Annotated in this window: 24 protein-coding genes; 13 read left to right on the top strand and 11 right to left on the bottom strand. The window is 70.5% G+C overall.

All coding sequences use genetic code 11. From position 1 onward, the window contains the following. Positions 1-143: 143 nt before the first annotated feature. On the bottom strand, positions 144-1,643 hold the full coding sequence (locus OV090_RS07250; RefSeq protein ID WP_267702772.1) for a c-type cytochrome: 1,500 nt from the start codon (positions 1,641-1,643) through the stop codon (positions 144-146). A gap of 179 nt (positions 1,644-1,822) precedes the next feature. Here OV090_RS07250 and OV090_RS07245 point away from each other — a divergent pair, with 179 nt between their 5' ends. Then, positions 1,823-2,479 carry a glutathione S-transferase family protein gene (locus OV090_RS07245; RefSeq protein WP_267702771.1) on the top strand — a complete coding sequence of 219 codons (657 nt, stop codon included), beginning with the start codon at positions 1,823-1,825 and terminating at the stop codon, positions 2,477-2,479. An 83-nt stretch (positions 2,480-2,562) separates the two neighbouring features. Here OV090_RS07245 and OV090_RS07240 read toward each other — a convergent pair whose 3' ends face one another. Then, positions 2,563-3,504 (bottom strand): LysR substrate-binding domain-containing protein, encoded by a 942-nt coding sequence (locus tag OV090_RS07240; RefSeq protein ID WP_267707076.1) that lies wholly within the window; start codon positions 3,502-3,504, stop codon positions 2,563-2,565. A gap of 109 nt (positions 3,505-3,613) precedes the next feature. Between OV090_RS07240 and OV090_RS07235 the strand changes: the two genes are divergently transcribed. From OV090_RS07235 to OV090_RS07225, 3 genes are all read left to right on the top strand, one after another. Beyond that, a complete protein-coding gene (locus OV090_RS07235) occupies positions 3,614-4,462 on the top strand; it encodes an oxidoreductase (protein WP_267702770.1) in 849 nt (282 codons plus the stop codon). Positions 4,463-4,555: 93 nt separating this feature from the next. Further along, entirely contained in the window at positions 4,556-4,999 is a 444-nt protein-coding gene (locus OV090_RS07230) for a nuclear transport factor 2 family protein (RefSeq protein ID WP_267702769.1), read from the top strand. 16 nt (positions 5,000-5,015) lie between these two features. Continuing rightward, complete coding sequence (locus OV090_RS07225) at positions 5,016-5,759, top strand: AraC family transcriptional regulator (RefSeq protein WP_267702768.1); 744 nt, start codon at positions 5,016-5,018, stop codon at positions 5,757-5,759. Here the strand turns inward: OV090_RS07225 and OV090_RS07220 are convergent. Beyond that, entirely contained in the window at positions 5,756-6,214 is a 459-nt protein-coding gene (locus OV090_RS07220) for a MarR family transcriptional regulator (RefSeq protein ID WP_267702767.1), read from the bottom strand. The two genes, OV090_RS07225 and OV090_RS07220, sit on opposite strands and share 4 nt — an antisense overlap. Positions 6,215-6,269: 55 nt before the next feature. Here OV090_RS07220 and OV090_RS07215 point away from each other — a divergent pair, with 55 nt between their 5' ends. From OV090_RS07215 to OV090_RS07205, 3 genes are all read left to right on the top strand, one after another. After that, entirely contained in the window at positions 6,270-7,142 is an 873-nt protein-coding gene (locus OV090_RS07215) for an SDR family NAD(P)-dependent oxidoreductase (protein WP_267702766.1), read from the top strand. An 18-nt stretch (positions 7,143-7,160) separates the two neighbouring features. Further along, a complete protein-coding gene (locus tag OV090_RS07210) occupies positions 7,161-7,376 on the top strand; it encodes a twin-arginine translocase TatA/TatE family subunit (protein WP_267702765.1) in 216 nt (71 codons plus the stop codon). A 423-nt stretch (positions 7,377-7,799) separates the two neighbouring features. Further along, on the top strand, positions 7,800-8,273 hold the full coding sequence (locus OV090_RS07205; protein ID WP_267702764.1) for a GNAT family N-acetyltransferase: 474 nt from the start codon (positions 7,800-7,802) through the stop codon (positions 8,271-8,273). Positions 8,274-8,383: 110 nt separating this feature from the next. Here the strand turns inward: OV090_RS07205 and OV090_RS07200 are convergent, their stop codons facing one another. Continuing rightward, the gene (locus tag OV090_RS07200) at positions 8,384-8,629 is read right to left on the bottom strand and encodes a hypothetical protein (RefSeq protein ID WP_267702763.1); all 246 of its coding nucleotides are present in this window, start codon (positions 8,627-8,629) and stop codon (positions 8,384-8,386) included. Positions 8,630-8,717: 88 nt separating this feature from the next. Between OV090_RS07200 and OV090_RS07195 the strand changes: the two genes are divergently transcribed. The 3 genes from OV090_RS07195 to OV090_RS07185 all read left to right on the top strand — a co-directional run bounded on the left by OV090_RS07195 (position 8,718) and on the right by OV090_RS07185 (position 11,316). Further along, positions 8,718-9,266: a hypothetical protein gene (locus OV090_RS07195; protein ID WP_267702762.1), complete on the top strand. Its 549-nt coding sequence runs from the start codon at positions 8,718-8,720 to the stop codon at positions 9,264-9,266. Continuing rightward, the gene (locus OV090_RS07190; protein WP_267702761.1) at positions 9,263-9,607 is read left to right on the top strand and encodes a hypothetical protein; all 345 of its coding nucleotides are present in this window, start codon (positions 9,263-9,265) and stop codon (positions 9,605-9,607) included. The genes OV090_RS07195 and OV090_RS07190 overlap by 4 nt, the downstream gene beginning before the upstream one ends. Positions 9,608-9,816: 209 nt before the next feature. Next, positions 9,817-11,316 (top strand): M14 family metallopeptidase, encoded by a 1,500-nt coding sequence (locus OV090_RS07185; RefSeq protein WP_267702760.1) that lies wholly within the window; start codon positions 9,817-9,819, stop codon positions 11,314-11,316. Between the two features lie 3 nt (positions 11,317-11,319). On the opposite strand, the gene OV090_RS07180 is transcribed toward OV090_RS07185, so the two are convergent. The 4 genes from OV090_RS07180 to OV090_RS07165 all read right to left on the bottom strand — a co-directional run bounded on the left by OV090_RS07180 (position 11,320) and on the right by OV090_RS07165 (position 17,653). Further along, complete coding sequence (locus tag OV090_RS07180) at positions 11,320-13,416, bottom strand: tetratricopeptide repeat protein (RefSeq protein WP_267702759.1); 2,097 nt, start codon at positions 13,414-13,416, stop codon at positions 11,320-11,322. Between the two features lie 234 nt (positions 13,417-13,650). Further along, on the bottom strand, positions 13,651-14,940 hold the full coding sequence (locus OV090_RS07175) for a M56 family metallopeptidase (RefSeq protein WP_267702758.1): 1,290 nt from the start codon (positions 14,938-14,940) through the stop codon (positions 13,651-13,653). Next, a complete protein-coding gene (locus tag OV090_RS07170) occupies positions 14,937-15,323 on the bottom strand; it encodes a BlaI/MecI/CopY family transcriptional regulator (RefSeq protein WP_267702757.1) in 387 nt (128 codons plus the stop codon). Before OV090_RS07170 ends, OV090_RS07175 begins: the two co-directional genes overlap by 4 nt. 230 nt (positions 15,324-15,553) lie before the next feature. Then, positions 15,554-17,653: a choice-of-anchor L domain-containing protein gene (locus OV090_RS07165; RefSeq protein ID WP_267702756.1), complete on the bottom strand. Its 2,100-nt coding sequence runs from the start codon at positions 17,651-17,653 to the stop codon at positions 15,554-15,556. A 212-nt stretch (positions 17,654-17,865) separates the two neighbouring features. Between OV090_RS07165 and OV090_RS07160 the strand changes: the two genes are divergently transcribed. After that, complete coding sequence (locus OV090_RS07160; RefSeq protein WP_267702755.1) at positions 17,866-18,426, top strand: hypothetical protein; 561 nt, start codon at positions 17,866-17,868, stop codon at positions 18,424-18,426. A 101-nt stretch (positions 18,427-18,527) separates the two neighbouring features. Further along, complete coding sequence (locus OV090_RS07155; RefSeq protein WP_267702754.1) at positions 18,528-19,250, top strand: hypothetical protein; 723 nt, start codon at positions 18,528-18,530, stop codon at positions 19,248-19,250. 2 nt (positions 19,251-19,252) lie between these two features. Here the strand turns inward: OV090_RS07155 and OV090_RS07150 are convergent, their stop codons facing one another. The 3 genes from OV090_RS07150 to OV090_RS07140 are packed head-to-tail and all read right to left on the bottom strand — an operon-like array spanning position 19,253 to position 21,603. Continuing rightward, the gene (locus OV090_RS07150) at positions 19,253-19,522 is read right to left on the bottom strand and encodes a hypothetical protein (RefSeq protein WP_267702753.1); all 270 of its coding nucleotides are present in this window, start codon (positions 19,520-19,522) and stop codon (positions 19,253-19,255) included. Further along, positions 19,519-20,289, bottom strand: a complete 771-nt coding sequence (locus tag OV090_RS07145) for an SDR family oxidoreductase (RefSeq protein ID WP_267702752.1) — start codon at positions 20,287-20,289, stop codon at positions 19,519-19,521. The genes OV090_RS07150 and OV090_RS07145 overlap by 4 nt, the downstream gene beginning before the upstream one ends. 15 nt (positions 20,290-20,304) lie before the next feature. Then, positions 20,305-21,603 carry a family 1 glycosylhydrolase gene (locus OV090_RS07140; protein WP_346660355.1) on the bottom strand — a complete coding sequence of 433 codons (1,299 nt, stop codon included), beginning with the start codon at positions 21,601-21,603 and terminating at the stop codon, positions 20,305-20,307. Positions 21,604-21,901: 298 nt separating this feature from the next. Between OV090_RS07140 and ggt the strand changes: the two genes are divergently transcribed. Further along, entirely contained in the window at positions 21,902-23,674 is a 1,773-nt protein-coding gene (gene ggt / locus OV090_RS07135; RefSeq protein WP_267702750.1) for a gamma-glutamyltransferase, read from the top strand. The last annotated feature ends 41 nt before the right edge of the window (positions 23,675-23,715 follow it).

Below are 23,715 nucleotides of genomic sequence, written 5' to 3'. Positions count from 1 at the left end.
ATGCCTCGCGTCTGCGGCGAGGTGTCCGCCGAGCGCCGCGGGTGCGGCGGTCCGGCGGCGGTCCGTTCGCCGGGATTTTGCGAGCGCGACGAATGGCTCGAGCCGCGCCGGGGCTGCGCGGCCTCGCGACGAGGACCGTCGAGTCAGAGCGTCTTGAGGTACTCGAGCAGGGCCTGGCGCTCGGCGTCGTCGAGGTGATCGCCGAAGGTGTGGCCGCCGTTGCCGTAGCCGAACGCGGTGGTGTCGTAGATGAACTTGCGCTCGCTCACCGGCGCTTCGGACCAGGCCGTCGCCGGCTCCCACGGCCAGCCGAGCGCGGCCTGGTCGAAGTGGGTGCTGTCGTAGTCGAGGCGCCGCCAGCTGCTCGGTCGCGCCGTGCTGTCGAGCACGAGCGCGATGCTGGGCACGGAGCCGTTGTGAAAATACGGCGCGGTCGCCCAGATGCCGTCGAGCGGCGGCGCGGTGTAGCCGGGCGTCGGGTCGTCGGTCACGACCTCGCTGAACATGCCGTAGAACGACTCGTTGAACCAATCTTTCAGGTGGTGATAGAAGCCGCCTTCGGCCGAGAGGGTGGCGAACGAGGGATCGGTGCCGATCACGTCGAGCGGGATCAGCAGGTTGGGGTAGGTCTCGGCCTTGGGGTCGTCGGCGTAGGTGCCGTGACAGCCGGCGCAGTTGCACTCGAAGATCTCCGCGCCGTCGGCCGCGAGCGCCGCGTCGATCGCAAACGGATAACGGGGCGCCTCGAGCGAGGCGAGGTAGGCCTGGATGTCGGCGAAGTAGTCGACCACGGGGCCGGCCTCTTCCACGCTGTCGGTGCACAGCGACGACGCGAGGACCATGGTCCCGCGGTGGTCGCGGCGCGACATGCCGTTGGCGAAGTTGCTGGCCTTCTTGCCGACCCGCCACCACGGCGGCGGATCGGCCGGGATCACCCGCTCGGTGGACAGCTCGTAGCGCGGCTCGTCGCTCCACGCGAGGGTGACCGGATCGCGGTGCGAGAGCAGGATGATGGCGAACATCACCGCCGGGTTGGCGCCGATCGTCAGCATCGTCGAATAGGGCCCGAGCGCCGCGGCGCGCGCCTTGAACTTGTTGAAGGCCGCGTTGGCCTCGCTGGTCTCGGGCAGGTCGGGCAGCGGCTCGGCGAAGTCGCTGAGCGAGGTCGTGAAGTCGGCCGAGGCCTTGCCGAGGCCGACGATCAGCTCGCCGTCGAAGTAACCCGCGTGGCACTGCAGACAGTTGGAGACGACCAGCTCGCTGCCGTCCCCGAGGGTCACGACGTTCCAGGCGTGGCCGACCTCGGCGTTCTTGCCGGTGCGCCCGGGCAGCGGCTCCTCGACGCCGAGCACGTCCTCGGCGAAGCCGAACAGCTCCCAGGGGATCCCGCAACTGACGTAATCCTCGGTGAGCAAGGCTTCGTAGCCCGCGGCCGGATCGCCGGCCGGCAGCTCCGGGACCGCGATCGGCTGCCCACTTTGCCAGGGCCCGCCGTCGCACAGGGCGTGGCCGCCTTCGCTCGTACTGTCACCGCCGCTGCTGCCCGTGCTGGTGTCGGTGTCGCTGTCCGGCTCGCCCGCCGCCGGGGGGACGCTCGAACAGGCGGACAGCAGCGTGAGGACGGCGAGGGCGACTGGACGCATGGCCGCATCGTATCCGATCTCGCCGGCGCGCGCCGAAGCGCCGCTCCTCGGCGTCCCGCGGCCGTGGATGCCCGCGTCACCCGGGTGACCGAGGTGGGGCGGCCTCTTCGTGCACAGATCCCCGGCCCGGCGCGCCCGCAACTGTGTCTGTGGCCGGTCGCGGCCCGGTGGTAATTGCCATGGCGAGGGGTCGATTCGACATGAGCGACGTGCAGATCATCGGTCGTAGCAGCTCTCACTTCACCCGGTTGGCGCTGATCTTCGCGCACGAGCTCGATGTCCGGTTCGAGCTGGTGCCGGTCCACGACATGACCGTCGCCCGGCCCGAGGTCTACGCCGGCAACCCCGCCCTGAAGCTGCCGACGCTGCGCAGGGGCGGCTCGCTGGTGTTCGGCGCCGAGAACATCTGCCGCGCACTCGCGGAGCTGGCCGACCCGGGCCGGCGCGTCGTGTGGCCCGAGGAGCTGCGCTCCGACGTCGCGCGCAACGCCCACGAGCTGGTGCGCCACGGCATGGCGGCGCAGGTGCAGCTGGTGTTCGGCCCGGTCCTGTGCAAGCTCCCGGCCGACAACGTCTACTTCGTGAAGGCGCGGCAGGGCTTCGAGGGCGCGCTGCGCTGGCTCGACGATCACCTCGCTGAAGTGCTGGACGGGCTCGCCTCGCCGCGCGACCTGAGCCTGTTCGAGGCGTCCCTGTTCTGCCTCGTCGACCACCTCTCGTTCCGCAGCACCGTGCCCGTCGAGCCGTACCCCGCGCTGGCGCGCTTCGCCGAGAGCTTCGCGGCGCGGCCGTCCGCCCAGCGCACGCAGTATCGATTCGACGCTCCGCCCGGGTGACGTGATTCGGCGGTCGGTCCCGGCAGCCACCGCGATCGTCTGACCCTGACTGCTGCGACCGAGCCCGTCCGGTCGCGCGGCGACTACTTCTTGACCGCCGCGCCGCTCGTGGGCTTCGCCCTGGCGGGGCCCGTCCGCTCCTCGACGCGCACGCCCTTCACGACCTCGACGAGGGCCTTGAGCTTCGGCTGCTCCTGCGTGCGCGCGGGGAAGTAGAGGCAAAAGCCCGGGCCGGGGGTCACGAACGGCCCTAGCACGCGCTCGAGGCGGCCGTCGGCCACTGCGTCGGCGACCGCCTCGTCGAGCACGTAGGCCAAGCCAGCGCCTGCGATCGCCAGCGCCACCATGAGGGCGACGTCGTCGACGACGATCGAGCCGGGGACGTCGACGGTCATCGACTTGCCCTGTCGCTCGAGCTCCCAGCGATAGACGACGCCGGTGGCGATCATGCGCTGGCGGATCGCGCGATGGCGGAGCAGGTCCTCGGGCTTGCGCGGCCGGCCTGCCCGCGCGAGGTAGCTCGGCGCGGCGACGATCGCCCACGCAGACTGCTTCGTGATCGGCACGCGCACCATGTCCTTCTCGATCGCATCCCCGAGCCGGATCCCGGCGTCGAAGCCGGCGGCGACGAGGTCGACGAAGGCGTCGTCGAGCGAGACCTCGACTGCGAGCTCGGGGTACTGCTCGGCCATCCGCGCGACGATCGCCGGGAGCAGCCAGGACCCGCTCGCTCGCGGCGCGGTCAGGCGCAGCCGCCCCGACGGGCGCCCGCGGTAGTCGCCGAGGGTGGCGAGCGCGACCTCCACCTCCGCCAGCGCCGGCCCGAGGCGCGCGAACAGGCTGGTCCCCGCGTCGGTCAGCGCCACCCGCCTCGTCGTGCGCTGGAACAGCACGACGCCGAGGCGCTGCTCGAGCAGCTTGATCTTCTGGCTCATCGCCGTCGGCGACACGCCCATCTCGGCGGCGGCCGCAGTGAAGCTCTTGTGGTTCGCCACCGCGAGGAACGAGGGCAGCCCGTCGAACATGTCGTCCACCGGCCGATTATGAACCGCAGGTTCATGACGCATCAAGCGTTGGCCTGATTTTCTTCACGATCGCGGGCGCTATGGTCTCCTCGTCGAAGGGAACACAATCATGGTCACGAAGCAGTCGAAGCGGGTTTGGTTCATCACTGGGGCGTCGCGCGGGATCGGCGCGGAGATCGCGGCTGCCGCGCTGGCGGCGGGGGACGAGGTCGTGGCGACCGCGCGCGATCCGAAGCGAGTCACCGAGCGGCTCGGCAGCTCCGAATCACTGCTGCCCGTCGCGCTCGACGTCACCGACGAGCAGTCGGTCGCGGCGGCCGTCGAGGCGGCGCTGGCCCGCTTCGGGCGGATCGACGTGCTCGTCAACAACGCGGGCTACGGCCTTATCGGCGCGGTCGAGGAGACCTCCGGCGAGGACGTGCGGCGACTGTTCGAGACCAATGTGTTCGGCCTGCTCGCGGTCACTCGCGCGGTGCTCCCGACGCTCCGGAAGCAGCGCTCGGGGCACGTCATCAACCTGTCGTCGATCGGCGGCTACAAATCGGCCCACGGCTTCGGCGTCTACTGCTCGACCAAGTTCGCCGTCGAGGGCCTCTCGGAGGCGCTGCACGCCGAGCTCGCGCCGCTCGGGGTCGCGGTCACCGTCGTCGAGCCCGGGTACTTCCGGACCGAGTTCTTGGAGCCGCAGTCGGTGGTCGAGACGGACGCGAGCATCGCCGATTACGCGGAGACTGCCGGCAAGGTGCGCGCGGTCGCCAAGTCGGTCAGCCTGCAGCAGCCGGGCGATCCGGTGCGCCTCGCTCGCGTGGTGGTCGACCTCTCGCGCGCGGAGCGGCCCCCGCTGCGTCTGGCGCTCGGCAGCGACACGGTCGCGGCCATCGAGGCCAAGCACGCGTTCGTGGCCGAGGAGCTCGCGGCCTGGCGCGCGGTGTCGGTCTCGACCGATTTCCCGCGCTGAGCCCGGGCCGGCCGAGGCAACGAGCGCACGTTGCTTCAACGCGACCTCCCGCTGCCCGCGCTAGCATCGGCGCGAAGCAAAAGGAGGATTCGCATGTCCCTCGCAACGCCCGCCGGACAGAGCACCGCGCAGTCGCTGTCCTTGCCCGATCTCTTCGCTCGTTATCACGTCGGCTGGGAGACCCGCGATCCTGCGCTGATCGCCTCGCTCCATGCGCAGGACAGCGTGTTCCACCTCCATGACGGGTCGGAGCCCGTGCATGGGCGCGACGCGCTGCGGCGGCATTGCGCCGGGCTGTTCGCGCGCTTCGAGTTCGGCTTCGAAATGGGGCGCCGGCTGTACGGCGCGGACCACTGGGTGTTCGAGTGGACGATGGTGCTCGCGCTCCGCGAGCCCGGCGGCGCCGCCTTCACGGCACGCGTCGAGATGCTCGACGTGGTGACGCTCAATCGCGCGGGCGAGGTCGCGCGCAAGGACGTCTACATGAACGGCGCCCAGGCGCAGGCTGCGTTCGCACGGGCCGGGATCGCCGGATAGGCAACGACCTCCCGCCTTGAGTCTCCTCGAAACAGCGCCGATCATGATGGCCGTGGCCGATCCGGTGTCGCCTTTCACCAGCCCGATCTTCCCGGTGGGGGTCCGGCGGCTCGCGGCGCATCCCAATCCTGCCCTGGCGGTGCTCGTCGGGCGGACGGGCCCCGTGACCGTGGCGAATGAAGGCGGGCGCGTGACCGGAGAGGCGCTGATCGTGCGGCCGGCGATCTCGCACTGCGTCTCCTTCGCCGAGCGCGGCGCCGATGTGATTTATTTGAATGGCCTCGCATTTTCTTTCTCCGCACCGCTGGCGGTGGCGGCCACGGGCGCGCTTGCACAACTGGCGGCGCGGGCGATCGGCGGCGAGGCCGATGCGATCGCCGAGCTGCGCGCGCGGCTGGGTCTGGCCGCCGCGCCGCTGCGCACGAACATGGCGGCGATCGTGCGCGCCATTCAGGCCGATCCGATGACTCGGATGTCGCAGACCGAGCTGGCGCGGCGGCTCGGCATGGAGCGCACTCAGGCCTTGCGCCGCTTCAAGGCCGCGACGGGGCTGACCTTCCGCGCCTTCAAGCTGTGGTCGGGGCTGCAGCACGCGGCGCGGCAGATCGAGGCGGGGGTGCTGGTGCGCACCGCGGCGATGGACGCGGGCTTCGCCGATACCGCCCACCTCTCGCGCAGCTTTCGCGCGATGTTCGGGCTGTCGCCGAGCGCTGCGATCGCGGGGCTCGGCGAGAGCGCTCCCTCGCTTGCTACGCGCTAGCCCGCGTTGAAGCGGTGGAGCAGGGCCGTGAAGGTCTGCAGGTCCTCCTCGGACCAGCCCCGCAGGCGAGCCGAGAAGGCGGCGCCCCGCAGGTCGAGTGCGGCGAGCACCTGCGCTTCGCCCGTCGGGCTGAGCGAGAGGAGCACGGCACGGCGGTCGGACGGGTCGGGGCGACTCTCGACGAGTCCGAGGCGCTTCATCCAGCCGATCAGGTGACTGGTCGAGCTCCGATCCATCCCGACCGCCTCGGCCACGGCGCTCGGCTTCGCGGGCCCGTAGGCGTACAGCCAGCGGGCGATGTGAAAGGCGGCAGGCTGCAGCTCGGGGTGGAATGCGGCGGCCGAGCGCTCGGTGAGCGCCCGTGACGCACTCAAGAGCGCATTCAGCTCGACGCCGAGCTCGAGCTCCAGCGCGCTGCGGGGAGAGGGGTCGGGGTCGGGTAATTTAGTTGACATATCCCCATTACTTCGAGGATGGTTGATTTATCCCCACTATATCGGAGGCTCACCCATGCTCCCAGCCCCTCTGATCGTCCTCACCGGCGCCACAAACGGTCTCGGCCGCGTCGCCGCGGGCGAACTCGCGCGTCGCGGCGCGCGCCTCGCCATCATCGCCCGCGACCGGGAGAAGGCCGAGCGCACCCGAGCCGAGCTGCGCGCGGCCGTGACCGGTGCCTCCGTCGACCTCTTCTTCGCCGACCTGACCCGGCTGGCGGAGGTCCGTCGCGCCGGGGAGGAGATCGCCGCGCAGTACGGTCGCGTCGACGTGCTCATCAACAATGCCGGCGTTCACGCCTTCGAGCAGCGCGTGACGCCTGACGGTTTGCCCGAGATGATCGCCGTCAACTACCTGGCGCCGTGGCTGCTCACGCGGACCCTCGTGCCCGCGCTCACCGCGGCAGGTCGGGCGCGTGTCGTGACCGTCGCCTCCGAGGCCTCGCGCCGGCACGGCACGCTCTCGCTGCCGGAGGACCTCACCGACACCCGGCCGTTCACCGCCCGCGGCTCCTCTGCGATCTACGGGAAGAGCAAGCTGCTCGACATCATGTTCTCCCTCGAGCTCGCGCGGCGCCTCGAGGGGACCGGAGTGGAGGCGGTGTGCCTCGACCCGGGGTTCAATGTCACGGGGCTCGGCCGCGACCTGTGGTTCGCGGCGCCGCTCAAGCGGGTCCTGCAGTGGCTGCGAGTCGGCGATCCCGCCCGCGGCGCAGGGCTCATCGTCGAGCTAGCGATCGGCTCGAGCATCGCCGAGCGCGATGGTCGCTACATCACCGTGAAGGGGCCGCGAGCGATCACGCCGGCGCCCCCCGGGGACGATCCGGCGCTCCAGCGCCGCCTGTGGGACGAGACCGAGGCGCTGCTCGTGTGGCTCGGCGCCCTGTGACGAGCTGAAGGTTCGCCCGTGCTCGATACCCTCGAGATCGTCATCATCGTCGCGGTCATCGTGTTGGTGTTCGGCCCGTCCCGGTTGCCCGCGCTGGGTTCGAGTATCGGCCAGATGCTGCGAGGGTTCCGCAAAGAGATGAAGGCGATCGAAAACGACGAACAACAAGACGCGGAGACTCGTGAGAGCGACGACCCTCGGAAGGACGAGCTCAGGCACAACCGGTCTGGCTGACCCGGCTCACAGTCAGTCCGAGAGTAAAAGCGCCTCCACGTGGCGACGCCCCCGCGATCCCGTTTAGGAAAATGAACAAACCCGCCGTCCCCCCTCCGAGGTCTTCACAGTCAAAGAGATTGACAGGCTCCGCTTGCTCGGGGCGGTACCTGGATCGATCGACGTCAAGACACAGTGACGTGAAGCACGGCCGCACCATCCGGCGGTCCGCGTGGACTCGACGCAATCTTCGCGACCCGCTCGGTCGCGCATGGATGAGCACGCCGACAGCTCGCGCGCGCCATCCACCCTCTCCGCGCCGCCCTGCTCGGCCCGTTTGGCCGCGCGGATGAGCGTCCGGACGCTTCGCCGCGGCACCTCGCGCCGTCACCCCGCTGCCGACCGGTGATTTGGATATCCGCCAAGAAGTCGGATAGTTGCGCGATGCGGATCCGATCGGTCGAACCCAGAGATGCGGGCGCGCTCGCGCAGCTTTTCCATGCCGCCGTGCACCAGATTGCGAGGATGTACTATAGTCGGGCGCAGGTGCTGGCATGGGCGCCCGCGGTGCCCGATGAAGCGCGCTTCCGGGCTCGCGCCGCAGACGGGCGCACCTTGCTTGTAGCCGTCGACGAAGCCGATGCGCCGCTCGCTTATGGCGATGTCGAGCGCAATGGGCATATCGACCATCTCTTCTGCCGCCCCGATGTGGCCGGCACCGGAGTGACGGCGGCACTGTACACGGCACTGGAAGCAGCGGCGGTGGAGCAGGGCATCGACTTGCTGTTCGTGGAGGCGAGCGAGCCGGCGCGGCGCTTCTTTGCCAAACAGGGCTTCAGCCTGATCGAGCGGCGCGACTTCGAGATCGGTGGCGTTCCGATCCATAACTATCGGATGGAGAAAAAGCTCGGCCGCTAAAAGGGCGGTGTGGCTTACCTTATCACTGCATGACCAGGAGCGACGGCAGCGTAACTCGCTTCAGTCAACTGTGATGACTGACGGCCGCACCTCCGCCCACCGGGCGGCGCTCAACTGTCGTTGATTCTGGTGGGCTCGGCGAGCTCGTCGCCAGTGGCGAGCTCACCGTCGCCGGCGAGTTCGGCGTCAATCTCGTCGTCGCGGGCGAGTCTGGCGGCGAGTTCCGTCGCTCCCGCGAAGACCGAAGGCCCGGGTTTGGCTCCGTCGACCTCAGCGCCTCGTGGGAAGGGCAGGGTCGTCGCCGGCTGGACGCTGGCGGGCCTCGGCGGGGGCTTTCTCGCGGCCACGATCGGCACGGTCGCCGCGTTCGGCCACCAGGTCTCCCTCGGCCGAGAGCTCGTCGACGGCGCACGCGCGGAGCATCGGGACCTTACACCGGCCGAGATGACGAGCTTCTACGAGGCATACGGTGCAGCGAGGGCGGCGCAGCGAGTCTCTATTGGCTTGGGGATCTCGAGCGGTGTGGTCGACTCGGCCGGTCAGGAGATCTTTCGCAGCACGGAGAGCACCTTGACGGGCGGCCGACTCGACAGCCCCGATATCGAGATCCCGCGGGACGCAGACGGGCTGGGCTCGGGGGGGCGGCGGATCGCCTTCGGCCCCGATGAGCAGTTCCTGCGCGCCTTCGGTGACCTGTACGTCGCCACCTTCGGCATGCCGAACTTCCTCGGCCTCGAGCGATGGCAAGTCATGTACCAGCATCCCGACTCCGTCGGCGCGCTGGTCATGGGCCTGCGGAAGGACGTCGATGCGAGGACCTATCTCGGCTTCAGCGCGCCGAAGGGGATCGACTACGACTCCCGCGACATCGGGGCGCAGAAACGGTTACTGGCCGATCGCGTCGCTGGCGCGGGCTGGGTGATTCCGCAGATCGCGGAACACATGCTGCGCGCGACCGACTTCCATTTCTACTCGCTGAGTCAGTCCGCATGAGCCGTTGGTCGCGCGGGCGGATCGTGTTGGTCGGCGATGCTGGCTACGCCGTCTCCCTGGGTACGGGGCAGGCCATCTCGGTCGCAATGGTCGGCGCTTGCGTCCTGGCCGGGGAGCTCGCCACGCACAAGGATGATCTTTTCGGTGGGATCGCCGCGTACGAGGAGGGCCTGCGCGCCTATGTGACCCGCAATCAGGACATTGCGCTGGCGCAGGACGCCAAGCCGGACGAACCGACTGTCGAGGGGGAGATTGCTTTCACACGGGGCATTCCGGACTTCGGAGCGCTGACGCTGCCGTTCGCGCTCAAGAACTACGAGGAGCTGGTGAGGCGTCCATGAGCTCCGCGGACCGAATCCCCGCGCCCCCGGACGCCCAGTCCCCTGGTATCGCTGCTCACCCGCGGGGCAGCGGCGTGGGCGCCTCCGGGGCACCGGCGGATGGGTGCTGGGTCGCCGGTGCGCCGCGGCGCATGGCACGCGCACTTACGCACGCCGGGGACGGCGCGCGGCGATCGACGCCGGCGCGGTTTCCATGTCACAAGGCGGTCATGCTGCTGACCCGCGCCGAAGCTACCGGATACCGCGAGACCTCCCTGCACGCCGACGTGATGCGCTTCGTCGCCGGCCTGCGCTCGCGCGACGACCCGCGCCTGCACGTCACCGAGTTCGGCGCGAGCCCCGGCGGCCGCGAGCTGCCGCTGCTCGTGCTCTCGCGCGACGGCGTGCGCACGCCCGAGGAGGCGCGCCGGACCGGGCGACCGGTCGTCCTGATGCTCGACGGCATCCACCCGGGCGAGGTCGAGGGCAAGGAGGCGAGCCTCGCGCTGGTCCGCGACCTGCTCGACGGCAAGCACCCTGATTGGCTGTCCGAGCTGGTGCTGCTGGTCGTGCCGCTGTTCAACCCCGACGGCAACGACGCCCTCGACCCCGCCAACCGCCGCCTCGACCTCAAGAAGCTCGCAGGCCAGCCGGGCCCGGTCGTCGGCACGCGCACCCAGAGCGAGGGCATCAACCTCAACCGCGACTATCTGCGCCAGGCCGCGCTCGAGATGCGCCTGCTGCAGCAGGGCGTGTGCATCCCGTGGGCGCCCGACCTGACGATCGACAACCACGCGACCAACGGCTCGGTGCACCGGTTCCAGATGACCGTCGACGTCCCGCACACCGTCGAGTCCGGCCGCGCCGAGCCGATCGCGTTCATGCGCGAGCGTCTGGTCCCCGACGTGATCGCGGCGGTGCGCCGGCGCGGCTTCGAGAGCGGGTGGTACGGCAACTTCGTCGAGGACGAGCAGGTGCTCGACGCTGGCGGCGACGTCGATCCGAAGGCCGCAGTCGGCCTCGGCTGGATGACCTACCCGCATCACCCGCGCTTCGGCTCGAATTATCGCGGTCTCACCAATCGCCTCGACCTGCTGCTCGAGTGCTACAGCTATTTGCCGTTCGCCGAGCGCGTGGCGACTGCGTCGGCGTGGCAGATCGAGACGCTCGAGTGGGCCGCGCAGCACGCCGCGGCGATCCGCGACGTCGTCGCCGCCAGCGCCCGCCCGCCCGAGCGCGTCGCGGTGCGCTACCGGCTCGAGCGGTTCGCCGCGCCGATCGAGATCCTGACCCGCGAGCCGCGGACGCCCGATGGTGCGCCGGTGTCCGTGACGATCCCGCACCACGCGCGGTTCGTCGGCACCACAGTCGTCGACCGCCCGCGCGGCTACCTCGTATTGCCGCCGATCGCCGCGCACCTGCGCCAGCACGGCCTGCGCGTCGAACCTGCGGCCGGCAGCCACGACGTCGAGGTCGCCCGCGTCGCGGCGATCGGCGCCGAGGGCGGTCGCGCGATCCTCGAGGCGGCCCGCGTCGGCGAGGTGAGCGTCGAGTGGCGCAGCGAGGCGCGGGCGGCTCCCGCGGGCTGGTCGCGCGTCGACACCGACCAGCCGCTCGGGGCGATCGCGGTGTACCTGTGCGAGCCCGAGAGCGACGACGGCGCGGTCGAGAACGGCCTCGCGCCTGCTCCCGCCGTAGGCGACGAGCACCCGGCCTGGCGCGTGCGCTGAGCGTCAGTCCGCGTGCATCATCGCGCGGTACGCCGGCGATCGCTGCAACGCCTCGATGCCCGGCTCGGCCGCGACCCGCCAGCGCGGATGGCCGAGCTCGAGCGCGCGGCGGATGCACGCCAGCGCTTCCTCCGTGTGGCCGAGCCGGGCCAGCGCGACGCCGCGGTTGTGGTGCGCCCATTCGTACTCGGGCTCGGCCGCGATCGACGCCGCGTGGATCTCGGCCGCGCGCGCCGGGTCGCCGTTCTCATCGTAAAAGGCGCCGAGGTTGTCGCCGAGGACGATCCAACCTGGCCGCAAGGACAGGCCCCGCGCCGCGCACGCGAGCGCCTCGTCCAGGCGGCCCAGTCGCGACCACGCGGAGGCGCGCAGGTTCCACGCGTGGGCGCACGGCTCGCTGTGCCGCTCGAGGTGGGCGAGGGCGCCGGCGGGGTCGTCGAACGCGAGCAGCGTCACCGCCAGCTTCATCCGCACCGTCGCGCAGTCGGGGATCAGGGCCAGCACCGCGTCGCACGCCGCGAACGCGGCGGCCCGCTCGTCGGCCAGCAGCTCGCCGTCGATCGCCCGCAGCGCCGCCTCGACGTCCGCCCGCGTCCACGTCCCGCCGCGGGCCAGCGCTCGCTCGAGCAGTTCTTCTCGCCGCGCCAGCAGGTCGTGCAGCGCCTCGACGGCCTGACCGGTCCAGCCGTCGTCCATCGCATACCTGTCCGAAAGGACGGCCACACGATCGAAGTGGCCGTCGACCCCCGCGCGCGCCGTCCCGAGCAGCATCTCGGACGGATAGAAATCGGAGTCGGGATCCTGGGCGAGCTGCCGGCGCCGCAGCTCCTCGGCCGCCGCGAACGCCTCGCCGAACCGCCCCGCCTGCACGCTGGCGCGGGCGAGCTTCGCCAGGTGGTCCGGTGACTCGAGCTCGAAGCGCAGCAGAGTTCGCCCGTCGTCGAGCCAGCGCTCGTACCACGCGACGAACGAGCGGCCGATCCGGACCACCCCGAAATCACAGGCCAGCCACACCTCGCCGCGGCGCTCGCCCGCGACGACGAGCAGCGAGTCGACGCCGCAGCCGTCGGTGCCGAGCAGCACGCAGCCGTCGCGCTCGCTCCAGTCCGCCGGAAAATCGTCCTCGATGCGGTGGGCGACCTCGCGGCTCGCCTCGACGTCCGCCTGGCGCAGCAGCCACTCGATGTCGGACGAATCGGCGGACGCGTGCGCTGCCGGGCCCGTCGGCAAGAACGGCCTGGCGGGCCGGCCCTCGCGCAGCGCGTGCGACAATCGGTGCAGCGGATAGCTGATCGGCCCGGCCCCGCCGTCGCCGATACGTACGAGGAATTGCAGGTAGTCGCACGGCAGCGTGACGCCGTATTCGCGCTCGAACGCGGCCACCGTGGCGAGCGCGAGCGGCGGGCGCGTCTCGTAGACGAGCGGCGACGGCAGCCAGCGCGACCCGAGCGCCCGCAGCTCGGCGAGCTTGTGCGCGAGGCGATCGATGTCGTCCCGCGGCTCGGGCCGCACGCTCGCCGGGGCCGTCACCGCTCCGCCGAACGCGTCGTCGCGGTGCGGCACGCCGAGCCAGGCCGCCAGATCGCGGCCGAAGCAGCTCGCCCAGCCGGCGTCGGACAACAAAAAATTGTCGTAGTTGTAGGTCGGATCGAGCTGCGCGACCTCGTCGTGCTCGTCGAGCGCGACCACAGGTTCGCCGCCGCTCCGCTCGAGCCGCACGCCGCGGCGGACCCAGTCGTCGGCGACGAAGGACGCGACCGTCTGCACGTCGCCCAGCGCCAATTCCTCGCCGGCGAATCGGAGCTGCACGCGGGTGAGGTCGAGGCGGACCGCGGCGCGCGACCACACGACGCAGCCGAGCTCGTCGGCGACCCACACGAATTCGTGGCCGCAGTACCACGCGCCGATTCGCAGTCCGCGGCGGCGCCACGCCGCGGCCGTCGCGTCTTTGTCCGCGGCCTCGCCCTGCGCCAGCAGCCGCGCGCCGGCCGGCGACACTGCGAAGACGGCGAACGCCGCCTCCCCGGGCCGCGACGCGTCCCACGCCACCAGCTTCGGCCCCGGGGTCGCCAGCGCGGCGTCGACGTCGTCACCGGTCATCGCAGCGCCTCGCTCGTCAGTCGCTCGCTGCCGAATCGTGGTAGTAGGGCGATGGTCGGCGCGACGAACGTGCGAGCCATGTCGCACGGTATCACTCGTCTCGCTGGCGGCTCAAGGGCTCGCGGGCGCACTCACTGAACAACGCCGTCGCGGGATCGAGTAGGGTGCGGAGCTGCTCAGGGCCTCCTGCGGCGCCGAGAGCGAGCTCGAGCCGGTCGGCGAGCGCTCCAGCCTTCAGCACCCGTCGGTGCCGGCGCCGGGGTCATCGGTACCGTCGTCGGGCAGGTCGAGGAACGGGATCGGGGCCTCGGGGCGCTTCCGGGGCGGGGCCTTGTCCGGACCGAGGAGCACCGCGAAGTCCTGCCCGTGCTCGTCGGTGAAGAACCCGAACGCCCGCGGCTGGCCGTCCGGACCGTTGGGCGAGACCTCGTTGCCCTCGTGGTCGATGAACTTCAGCGGCGCGCGGGCAGGGGCCGCCGGCATCGCTGCTGCGAGCTGCTGTTCCGCGGACGCTTCGACCTCGAGGGGCACGGGGCATTCTTCGACGTCGCACAGCCACAGCGTCGCTCCGCCGGCGACGGCGCCGAGCACGAGGGTGAAGCAGAGACCGAGCGAACAGGTGGGCCTTGCGGCGGTGGGGTCGACGAGACGTTCGATGCGATTCACGAGAGTTCCTCCGCTGGCAGACAGCGCCGGTGAGGCGGCCGCCCGATCGGCCGCGGCGAGACGGGTGAGCGCGCGGACATAGGCGACGAGGTCGGCCTGGCGAGGCGGGACCACTGCGTCGCAGCAGCACTCGCGCTCGTGACGGACCTGCTGCGCCAGCCACCGCGCGGCGGGGTGAAAGAACAGCGCGACCTCGACGAGCACCTGCAGCCAGTTCCAGGCGACGTCGGCCCGCTGCACGTGGGCCAGCTCGTGGATCAGCAGACACTCGAGCTCCTCGTCGGGCACCCGGTCGAGCAGGGCCGACGGCAACACGACCAGCGGCCGCCACCAGCCGATCAACGTCGGCACCCCGACCGCCGACGAGCGGGCCATGGCGACGGGGCGGTGGAAGTCGAGGTGCCGGCGCGCGCGCGCCAGCAGCCGCTCGGCGTCGTCGACCGCGAGCGGTCGCGCCGCGCGGCGCAATCGCTCGACCCTGCCGCTGGCGACCGCGAGGCCGAGCGCCCCCCAGGCGGCCCCGAGCAGCCACGCGAGGCCGATCCACGGGGTCGCAGGCGCGAGCGAGAGCCTGGCCTCGCCGGCCGCAGGGACCCTCGCCTGCGCGGCCAAAGGCGGCGCCGTCTCGGTCGTTTCGCCAGCGCCGGCGATCGTCGCGGCGAGCGGCGGCGGAGCGAGCGTCACTGCGATCGCCGCCGGTGGCACGATCAGCAACGCAGCGAGCGCGACGCCGTGGCGCCGGCGCGGGCGATCGACGCCGAGCCATCGCAGCGCGATCGCGGCGACCGCCGCAGTGGCCACGCCGAGCCAGGTCGCGTGCAACACGACCACGCCGAGCCACGCGAGCGCCGCGGTCACGACCCGCCCCTCCGCTCGAGCCGCTCCAGCAGGGTTCGCAACTGCGAGAGCTCGTCGGCGCTGGCCGGCCGCTCTTCGAGCGCGCGCATGACGAGGCGAGACGTCGAGCCGGCGAACGCCTTGTCGAGCAGGTCACGGACCAGCGAGCCCTGCGTCTCCGCCTCGGGCTGGGCCGCGGCGTACACGTGACTGCGCGCCGACTCGTCGCGCGTGACGAGCCCCTTGTCGGTCATGATCTGCAGCAGCTTGAGGGCGGTCGTGTAGTTGACCGGGCGCTCCGCCTGCAGCACCTCGTGCACTGCCCGTACGGTGGCCGGCCCGATCTTCCAGAGGACGCGCAAGATCGACAGCTCGGCGTCGGTCGGGCGGGGTGGGGGACCCATGACCGGGATGATGTACGACGGCCTTCGTAGTGTCAACGAAGATTTTCGTACTTTCTCCCCGCGGCGCCCGGCGCGATCGCGCGCCGCTCCTCCGGCGTGACGTGGGAGGCGCTGCGCCGGCTCGGGCCGCTCCCTCGGGGCCCGAGCGCTTCGAGGCGCAGCGAGGCCTCGAGCATGAGTCCGAAAGGCCATGTCCGTGAGGACATGGCCTTTCATTCACGCTCGCGGTCTCAGTTGGGCTGGACGCCCGGCTGCGAGGCCTGGACCGACCAGACCCAGTCGTCGAGGAGGACCAGCGAGTCGTAGATGCCGTCGCCCGTGTCCCAGATGGCGAAGCGGATCTCCATGATCTCGCCGCCGGTGACGTTGCCGGACATCTTCAGCCAGCCGGTGCCGCCGCCGGTGGTGTTGTTATTACCGCAGCCGCCCTCGACGATGTCGAAGCCGGTGCCGGCGAGCCCGGTCTGGCCGCTGCAGCCGTTGTAGGTGCCCCCGTTGCCCAGGCAGCTGATCGCGCCGTTCTTGCACTGCGTGAACAGGCCGGGGGCGGCCTTGGCGATGTTGACGCCGACCGGGTACTTCTGGTTGTTCGGCGTGGTGTAGATGGCGATGTTCTTGTCGTTCGGGTTGCCGGCGGCGTTCGAGTTGACCAGGGTGACGAACAGGTCGTTGAAGGACGTGCACACGTACTCCGGCCACTCGGCCGAATAGAAGTACATCTGCACGTTGAACGACTTGGCGTTGGTCGGCACGCGGATCCGCAGCTTCAGCATCGCGCTGTTGTTGGCCTGGGTGCTGTTGGGGCCCGGGCAGCCCGGCGCGTTGGGGAACTGACCGCCGTTGGAAGCGAGCCAGTCGGCCGGGGCGGCGCTGTTGGCCCCGTTGTCCTTGCCCATCTGGAAGTCGGCGTAGCCCGGGTTCACGTCGTTCGAGTCGGCGGCGTTGCCGGTCGAGAGGATCGCCAGGCGGGCGTTCTGCTGCGGGACGACGTTGGTGCCGAAGCCGGGGCGGATCGACTTGGCCGACGCATCGATCGCGCCGGCCCCGTTGGCGCGGGTGAGGGTGCCGGAGATGACGCCCCACTTCTTCTGGTTCTGCGGCGGGTTCTCGGTCGTGGTCTGGCAGAGGTCGATCGCCTTGGCGTAGTCGAGCGGGGTCGACGAATTGCTGGCCAGGCCGGCGTCGCACGAGGGGAGCGGGTTGTCCTTGGTGCCGTCGCAGTCGTCGTCGACCATGTTGCCGCCGACCTCGAACGCGCCGGGATTGACGAGCACCGGGTTGAGGCAGCTGGGGCCGACTTCGTCGCAGCAGTCGCCGCCGCACACGGTGTAGCCGTCGCCGTCGGCGTCGGGGTCCTCGTCGACCTGATTGTTGCAGTTGTCGTCGAGGCCGTTGCTGCAGATGTCGGTCGGGTTGGGCGTGACCTCGCCCATGCACGGGCCGTAGCCGGTGCCCTGCGGGTTGCAGGTCTGCGCGCCCTGCTTGCAGATGCCGACGCCCTGGGTCCCGTCGGGGCCGGTGTAGCAGGCGGTCTGGGTGCCGGGCTCGCACTGACACGGGCCCTGGTTCTCGCAGCCGTTGCCCGGGTCCTTGTCGCAGTCGTTCCACGGCGCCTTGCAGGACTCGAGGCCGCACTGGGCCATGACGCACGCGGCGTTGCCGTTGGGCGGCGCCGGACAGGCGTTGCCGCAGGCCTGACAGTTGGCGGTGTCGACCAGCAGGTCGACGCAGCTGTTGCTGCAGCAGGCCAGGCCGTCCTGACACGGCTGCATGTCGTTGCAGCCGGGCACGCACTCGCCGGCGTCGCACACGGTGCCGAGCGGGCAGTCGCCGTCGCCGAGGCAGCCCTTGCAGGTGTTGCTGCCGACGTCGCACTTGGCCGGGGCGTTGCAGTCGGTGTCGTCGTTGCAGCCGGGGATGCACCCGTCGCCGTTGGGGTCGCAGAACTGTCCCATGGGACAGTTCGCCTCCTCGCACGGCATCGTCATCCCCGTGGTGTCGGTCGTGCTCGTGGTGTCGGTCGCGCTCGTCGTGTCGGTCGCGCTCGTCGTGTCGGTGTCGGTGGTGCCGGTGCTGGTCGTCTCCGGCGGCTCGATGCCGGTGTCCGTCGACCCAGACTCGGTGCCCACCGTGCTGTTGCCAGGGTCGGTCGGGGCCGTCGAGGTGGGCTCGGTGGTCCCAGGCGCAGTGGTGGTGCCCATCTGGCCGGTGGCGGTGATGGTGGCCGACGTGACCTGAACGGTGGGATCGGGGGACGCATCGTCGCCGCAGGCCGCGAGCAGCACGGCGCACGACGCCAGCGCGGCGATATCGAGGCAGATGTTACGCATTTCAGCCACTTTACCAGGGTCTCGCAGCCGCGATCGTCGCCAGCGCGCCGCAACCTGCCCGGGTTTGCGCACGTGTTCGTCGACGCGCGCGCTTTTTTTGACCGCACGCGACAGGGCATTCCCGCGCTCGCGGGCTTGCCCGAATGAGTGCACTCAATTTCGCAGGGTCGCCGGTGAATGGCCGCAGGGCCGGCGGTCTACAGTCGCGCTCGATGCGGGCAGGGCTGCTCGAGCGCGTCGCAGGCGGCCCCACCCGGCTCGATGGCGACGTCTTCTCGGGCCATCGACTCATGCGCCTCAGCAGCACGCCATGCACCGGCGCCGACTGCACCGGATCGGGGGAGATGCTGCAGGCCGACGGGTCGAACGACGACGGGCCGACCCGCGACACGAGCGAGCTGTGTTTTCGCGTCGAGGCCGCGGGGGCGGAATTGAACCACACGCGCCCCAGACACCCCCAGGGCCAGCTTTCGGGCCGCAGGTCGCGGGGCTGGCGCCGATGCGGCATGCGGGTGCGCGCCGCGCTGCTGACATCACCGCAGGTCACGGGGACGATATCGACGACGCTTATGACGGCGCACCCTGCCACGGGTCGGGCAGCCCGTCGTCGCGGCGCGCGACCTCGGGGCATGCGGGGCGCGTCGCGCTGCGGATCGTCAGCGCATTCGCCGGCTGCTTTCAGCCAGCCCGGGCCCGACGAGCGGTTCGAGCTGCTGTCCCGGATCGGCGTTTCAGGCCGTGATCGAGGCGACGGCGAAGTGGGCGGGCTCTGAGCCACGTGAGCCGCGAGAACTCGGGCGCGAGCGACGATTTCGGGCCCCACTGGCCGCCGAGCTCGACGCATGCGCACCGCTGACGATGGTAGGATCCAGGCATGTCCGGGGAGCGCCGCTACGACGAACGCGAGGTCGGCCAGATCCTCAGGCGCGTCGCGGAGCTCCACGCGCGTGAGGGCGAGAAGACCGACGCGCGGTCGATGAGCCGGGGCGAGATCGAGGAGGTCGTCCAGGAGCTGGGCATCTCGAAGGCTCTGGTGGCGCGCGCGACCGGTGAGCTGGCGCTGCAGGACGTCCGCAACCGGCCGGTGTGGTGGGCCGGCGGCAAGATCGACCTGATGTTCGAGGATGTCGTCGACGGCCAGGTCGACGACGCGAGGCTGTCGCAGATGATCGAGGTCCTGCGCCGCTCGCTCGGCGACCCGGGGCAGCTCAAGCAGGAGGCCGGGGCCCGGATCTGGTCGGCGACGACGCGCCGGATCCACCTCACGGTGGTCGAGCACGAGGGCCGCACCACCCTGCGCCTGGAAGAACGCATGGACGCGAGCGTGACCCTGGGGAGCGCATTCCTCGGCGGCTTCGCCGGCTTCCTCGCCGGATTGTTCGCGGTCGTGCTGCTGAAGGGGGTGGTGATCAAGGCGCTGCTGCTCCTGCTGCTGGGGGCGTTCGCGTCGACCGGCGCCGTCGCGGGCTGGATCGGCGGGCGCGCGCTGTGGCGGCGCCGCAGCGAAGGCCACGAGGCGCAGCTGCGGCAGGCCTTCGCCGCGATCGTGGCGCTGACGGATGGGCTCGCGTCGCGGCAGTCGCCTCCGGACGAGTGATGTCAGCGGGCCTCGTCGAGGGGGGCGCCGAAGAGCCGGCCGTGCGCCTCCGCGAACGCATTCGGTGTCTCGGGCTTGACGAACAGGGCAGTGACTTCGGGGTGGGCCGCTCGCACTCTGGCCTCGATAGCGGCGACGGCGGCCTCGACCTCGGGCACGCGCAGCCCGTCCTCGAATTCGAGGCTCAGGGCGACGACGTTCTGATCGGGCGCGAGCTGACTCGTCCGGCGACGGCGGGCGCGCCGGGCCTTGCTGCTCGCCAGGAGCGTCACAGGCGGGCGAGTCGGCCGCCGTCCACCACCACCGCGGTCCCCTCCACGAACACGGCCTCCGACGCGGCCAGGAAAGCAATCGCCGCCGCGACGTCCTCGGGGTGGCCGACCTCGGAGCGATCGATCCGCTCCACACCCGACTTCACGTTGGGGTTCTCCCACAGCATCGGCGTATCGATCGCCCCGGGCAGCACCGCGTTGACGCGGATCCCCCGCGGCTTGCCCTCGATCGCGGCGCTGCGGGTCAGCGAGACCAGGGCTGCCTTGGCCGCGGCGTACGGCGCGACGTGGGGCTCGGTCTCGCGGGCGTGGATGCTCGAGACGTTGACTATCGCGCCGCCGGGCTGCATGTGCAGCAGGCCCTGGCGAATGAACAGGAACGCGCCCATCAAGTCGACGCCGAGGACCCGCGCCCAGTCGTCGCCTTTGAGGTCGATGAACGGCTTGAAGGTCATCAGGCCGGCGTTGTTGACGATCACGTCGACGGCGCCGAAGCGCTCCAGCGCTCGTCGCATGCAAGCCTCGACCTGGTCGTCCCGGCTCACGTCGCAGGCGACGCCGAGCGCCTCCGAGGCGCCGGCGGCGACGAGCGCCTGTGCGGCCGATTCGGCGGCCTCGCCATGCAAGTCGGCGATCACCAGCCTCGCCCCCTCGGCGGCGAGGCGGCGGGCGGTGGCGAGACCGATGCCGCTCGCGCCGCCGGTCACGATCGCTGTCTTGCCGGCGAAGCGGCGGCACGTGGTGGGCGTTTCGGCTGTGTTCGGCATGGGTCGGCTCCCGGCTCACGATGGGTCGTTCGACGGCGCCTTCTGGTAGCGCCGCTCCCGGCTGCGCGCGCCGGCGACGAGTTGTTGCGTCGCAGTGTCGTCGTGCTGGCTCGGAGGGTGCACGGGCAGGCCGAGCACGACGCTCTGGGTCGGGAGGACCTCGCGCCACTCGGCGATCAGCTGCCGGTAGACCTCGGCGACCGCGCGGGGCTTTCGGTCGAGGTCGTAGAGGCCGAGCGGGTTGACGCGCCCGTTGTCCTCGCGCAGGGCGGTGTCCCAGTCGACCTGGTCGATGAGCGAGTACCAGGTGAAGCCGACGATCGGCAGGCCGTCGTTGCGGACGCGCAGGACGTTGGCCCACTCCTTCCGCAGCCAGCGAACCGCCTCGTTCTTGCCCGGGCCCTCCATCAGGTTCGTCTCGGTGTGCATGATGGGCAGCCGATAGCGCGCGTAGTATTGATTGGTGATCACCGCGTAGCCGAAGATCTCGCCGGACGCCTCGGTGGTGCCGTCCGGGTGGACGAGGTGCTCGTTGGTCGAATAATAGTCGTTGCCCATGACGCAGTGGTGCTTGAGCCGACCTTCCAGGAAGAAGTGGTATTCGTCGCGCGTCAAGCCGTTGTCGAGCAGATACTCGTACATCGTCGAGTTGACGCGGTGCCCGTAGTTCAAGTCGAGCGACAAGAACCGCACCGCGTTGAGCGTCTCGGCCCGGTGGATCGCGGCCGGGTTCTGCGCGTGGTAGTACTCGCTGGACTCGCTCTGAATGAAGATGGCGTCGGGCCGCACCTCGAGGATCCGCCCCATCGCCAGCACGTTGGCCTTGACGAGGTACTTGAGCGCCGTCACGAACGCGCGGTCCGTCTTGAGCTGTTCGTTCCACCAGCCGTACTTGGCCGAGAACAGCGCGCATATGTACATCTCGTTGATGGGCGTGTAGAGCTGGACCCACGGGAATCGCTCGGCGAAGGCGCGGGCGTAGTCGGCGAACAGCGCCGGGAAGTCGGGGTTCTGATAGTCCCCGAGCCAGTCGGGCACGCCGAAGTGGCAGAGGTCGGTGATGGGGACGATGTCTCGCCTGCGGAGCTCGGCGAACGTCTCGTCGGCGAAGCCCCAATCGTATCTGCCGGGCCCGATCCAGGTCCGGTGGATCGGGGGGCCGTACCGCAGGTAGCGGATCTCGCACTCCTCCACGAGGTCGAAGTCGCGGCGCCACAGATCGTAATGGCGGCACTTCTCCATCTCGTCGACGCGTCGGCCGGAGACGGTCGGGCAGCTGTTCTCGATGCCCGTGGCGAACATGAAGTAGATCATGGCGAGGAGCCGCTGGCGGTCATGGCCGCGATCCAGGCGCGAGCAACACCGGAGCGCGCTCGACCGCACCCGCGCGGGAGGAAGCGCGAGCGCACGAGAAGGGCGCGGCGGGCCCAGCATTTCCAAGCAAGAGCTCCGCTGCCGGCGCCCCTTCACCGGGCCGCCGAGGAGGCGCGAGAACAACGGCCCGGGGTGTGATCGGAGCATCAAGCGGCGCGACGGCAGGGTCACAGGCAGGTAGCGCGTCGTCTTGCCGGGCCGACGGAGCCGTGTAGGTTCAAGTCAGGAGGTTATCGCCATGCGCTTTATGAACATCCTCGTCGGCGTCTCGTGCTTGACGCTATTCTCGGCGACGGCCCACGCCGGCAAGAAGAGCCAGCCGCTGCTGACGATAGGGCCGGCAGTGAGCGGTCACGACGGGATGGTGGTCTCGTCGAACAGCGACGCATCCCGGGTCGGCGCGATGGTGCTCTCGCAGGGAGGCAACGCGATCGACGCGGCGATCGCCATGGAGTTCGCCCTCAACGTGTCCGAGCCGGCCTTCTCCGGCATCGGCGGCGGCGGGTTCATGCTGATCCGCGAGGCCGCGACGGGCGACGTGGTGATCATCGACAGTCGAGAGCGCGCCCCCGCGAGCGCGACCCCGGACATGTTCCTCGTCGATCTGGACAACGACGGTCAAATCGACGATCCGATCCCCTTCGCCACCCGGCGCACTCTCGGGATCGCCGTGGGAGTCCCGGGGGCGCTCGCCGGCGCCCAGGCGGCGCTCGACCTGTTCGGGACGTGGAGCTTGAAGCAGACCCTCGCACCAGCGGTCGCTCTGGCGGAAGACGGGGTCGTCGTCACGCAGCTGCTCGCGGAGAGCATCGCCGCCAATCAATCGCTGCTGGCCGCGAACCCGGCGGCGCGGGCGGTCTTCTTGCCGGGCGGGCAGCCGCTCGCGGCCGGAGACTTGCTGGTCCAGCCGGACCTCGCGGGCACGTTCCGGCTGCTGCAGAAGCAGGGGATCGAGGCGTTCTACAGCGGTGAGCTGGGCGAGGCCTTCGTCGCGGAGGTCCAGGCGGCCGGCGGCGGCATGACGGTGGAAGACCTCGAGAACTACGAGATCACGCTCGACGAGCCAGTCCGCGGCTTTTATGGGGAGTACGAGATCCTCTCGGCCGCGCCGCCGACGTCGGGCGGTCTGACGGTGCTGCAATCGCTGGCGATCCTCGAACAACTCGACATCTCCCAGTATGCCGACGATCCGGTGACGCGCTATCACCTGCTCCTGCAATCGTTGCACCTCGCCTTCGCCGACCGCAACGCGTATCTCGGCGATCCCGAGTTCGTCGATATCCCGCTCGAGGGGTGGCTCGATCCGGCGTACATCGCGAGCCGAGCCGGCCTGCTCGATCCAGACGGCTACACCTGCCCGATCGTGGCTGGCCCGGTCCCGGGCTCGACGAGCGCGTCACCGAGCGAGTCCGCGGAGCTCAGCGCGAGTACGACCCATCTCACCGTCACGGATCGCTGGGGGAACATCGTCGCGTTCACGACGACCATCGAGCAGGTCTTCGGGACCGGCCGAATGTTGCCTGGCTACGGGCTCATGCTCAACAACGAGCTGACCGACTTCAACCCGATACCCGGCGGGCCCAACGAGGTGCAGCCGAACAAGCGGCCGCTGAGCAGCATCGCGCCGACCGTCCTGTTGGCCGACGGTGAGCCGGTGTTGACGATCGGATCGCCGGGTGGGCCGCGCATCATCGGCTCGATCGTCCAGGTCCTGGTCCAGATCCTCGATCTCGACATCGACCTGCAGACGGCGGTCTCGACGGCCCGCGTGTTCAGCTCGACGTGCGCGACCGCCACGCCGAACGTCCGCTGGGACTCCGGGTTTCCGAACGATATCCGGGCCGGACTGATCGAGCTCGGCTACGTGTTCGAGCCGACGCCGCAGGAGGTCGGCAACGTCAACCTGATCGGTATCGAGGACGACACGTACACGGGGGTCGCCGATCCGCGGCGTGAGGGTATCGCCATCGGGCTGACGGACGCTCCCGGCAAGCCGGGCAAGGGCGGGTAGCGAGCAGGGGCGGGCGGCCTCTCACCGCCCGCTCGTCCGCT

This window comes from Nannocystis sp. RBIL2 (genome assembly GCF_026626745.1).
Classification (GTDB): Bacteria; Myxococcota_A; Polyangia; order Nannocystales; family Nannocystaceae; genus Nannocystis.
The sequence above is the reverse complement of the archived record's forward strand: the minus strand, read 5'-3'. Positions and strand labels throughout refer to the sequence as shown.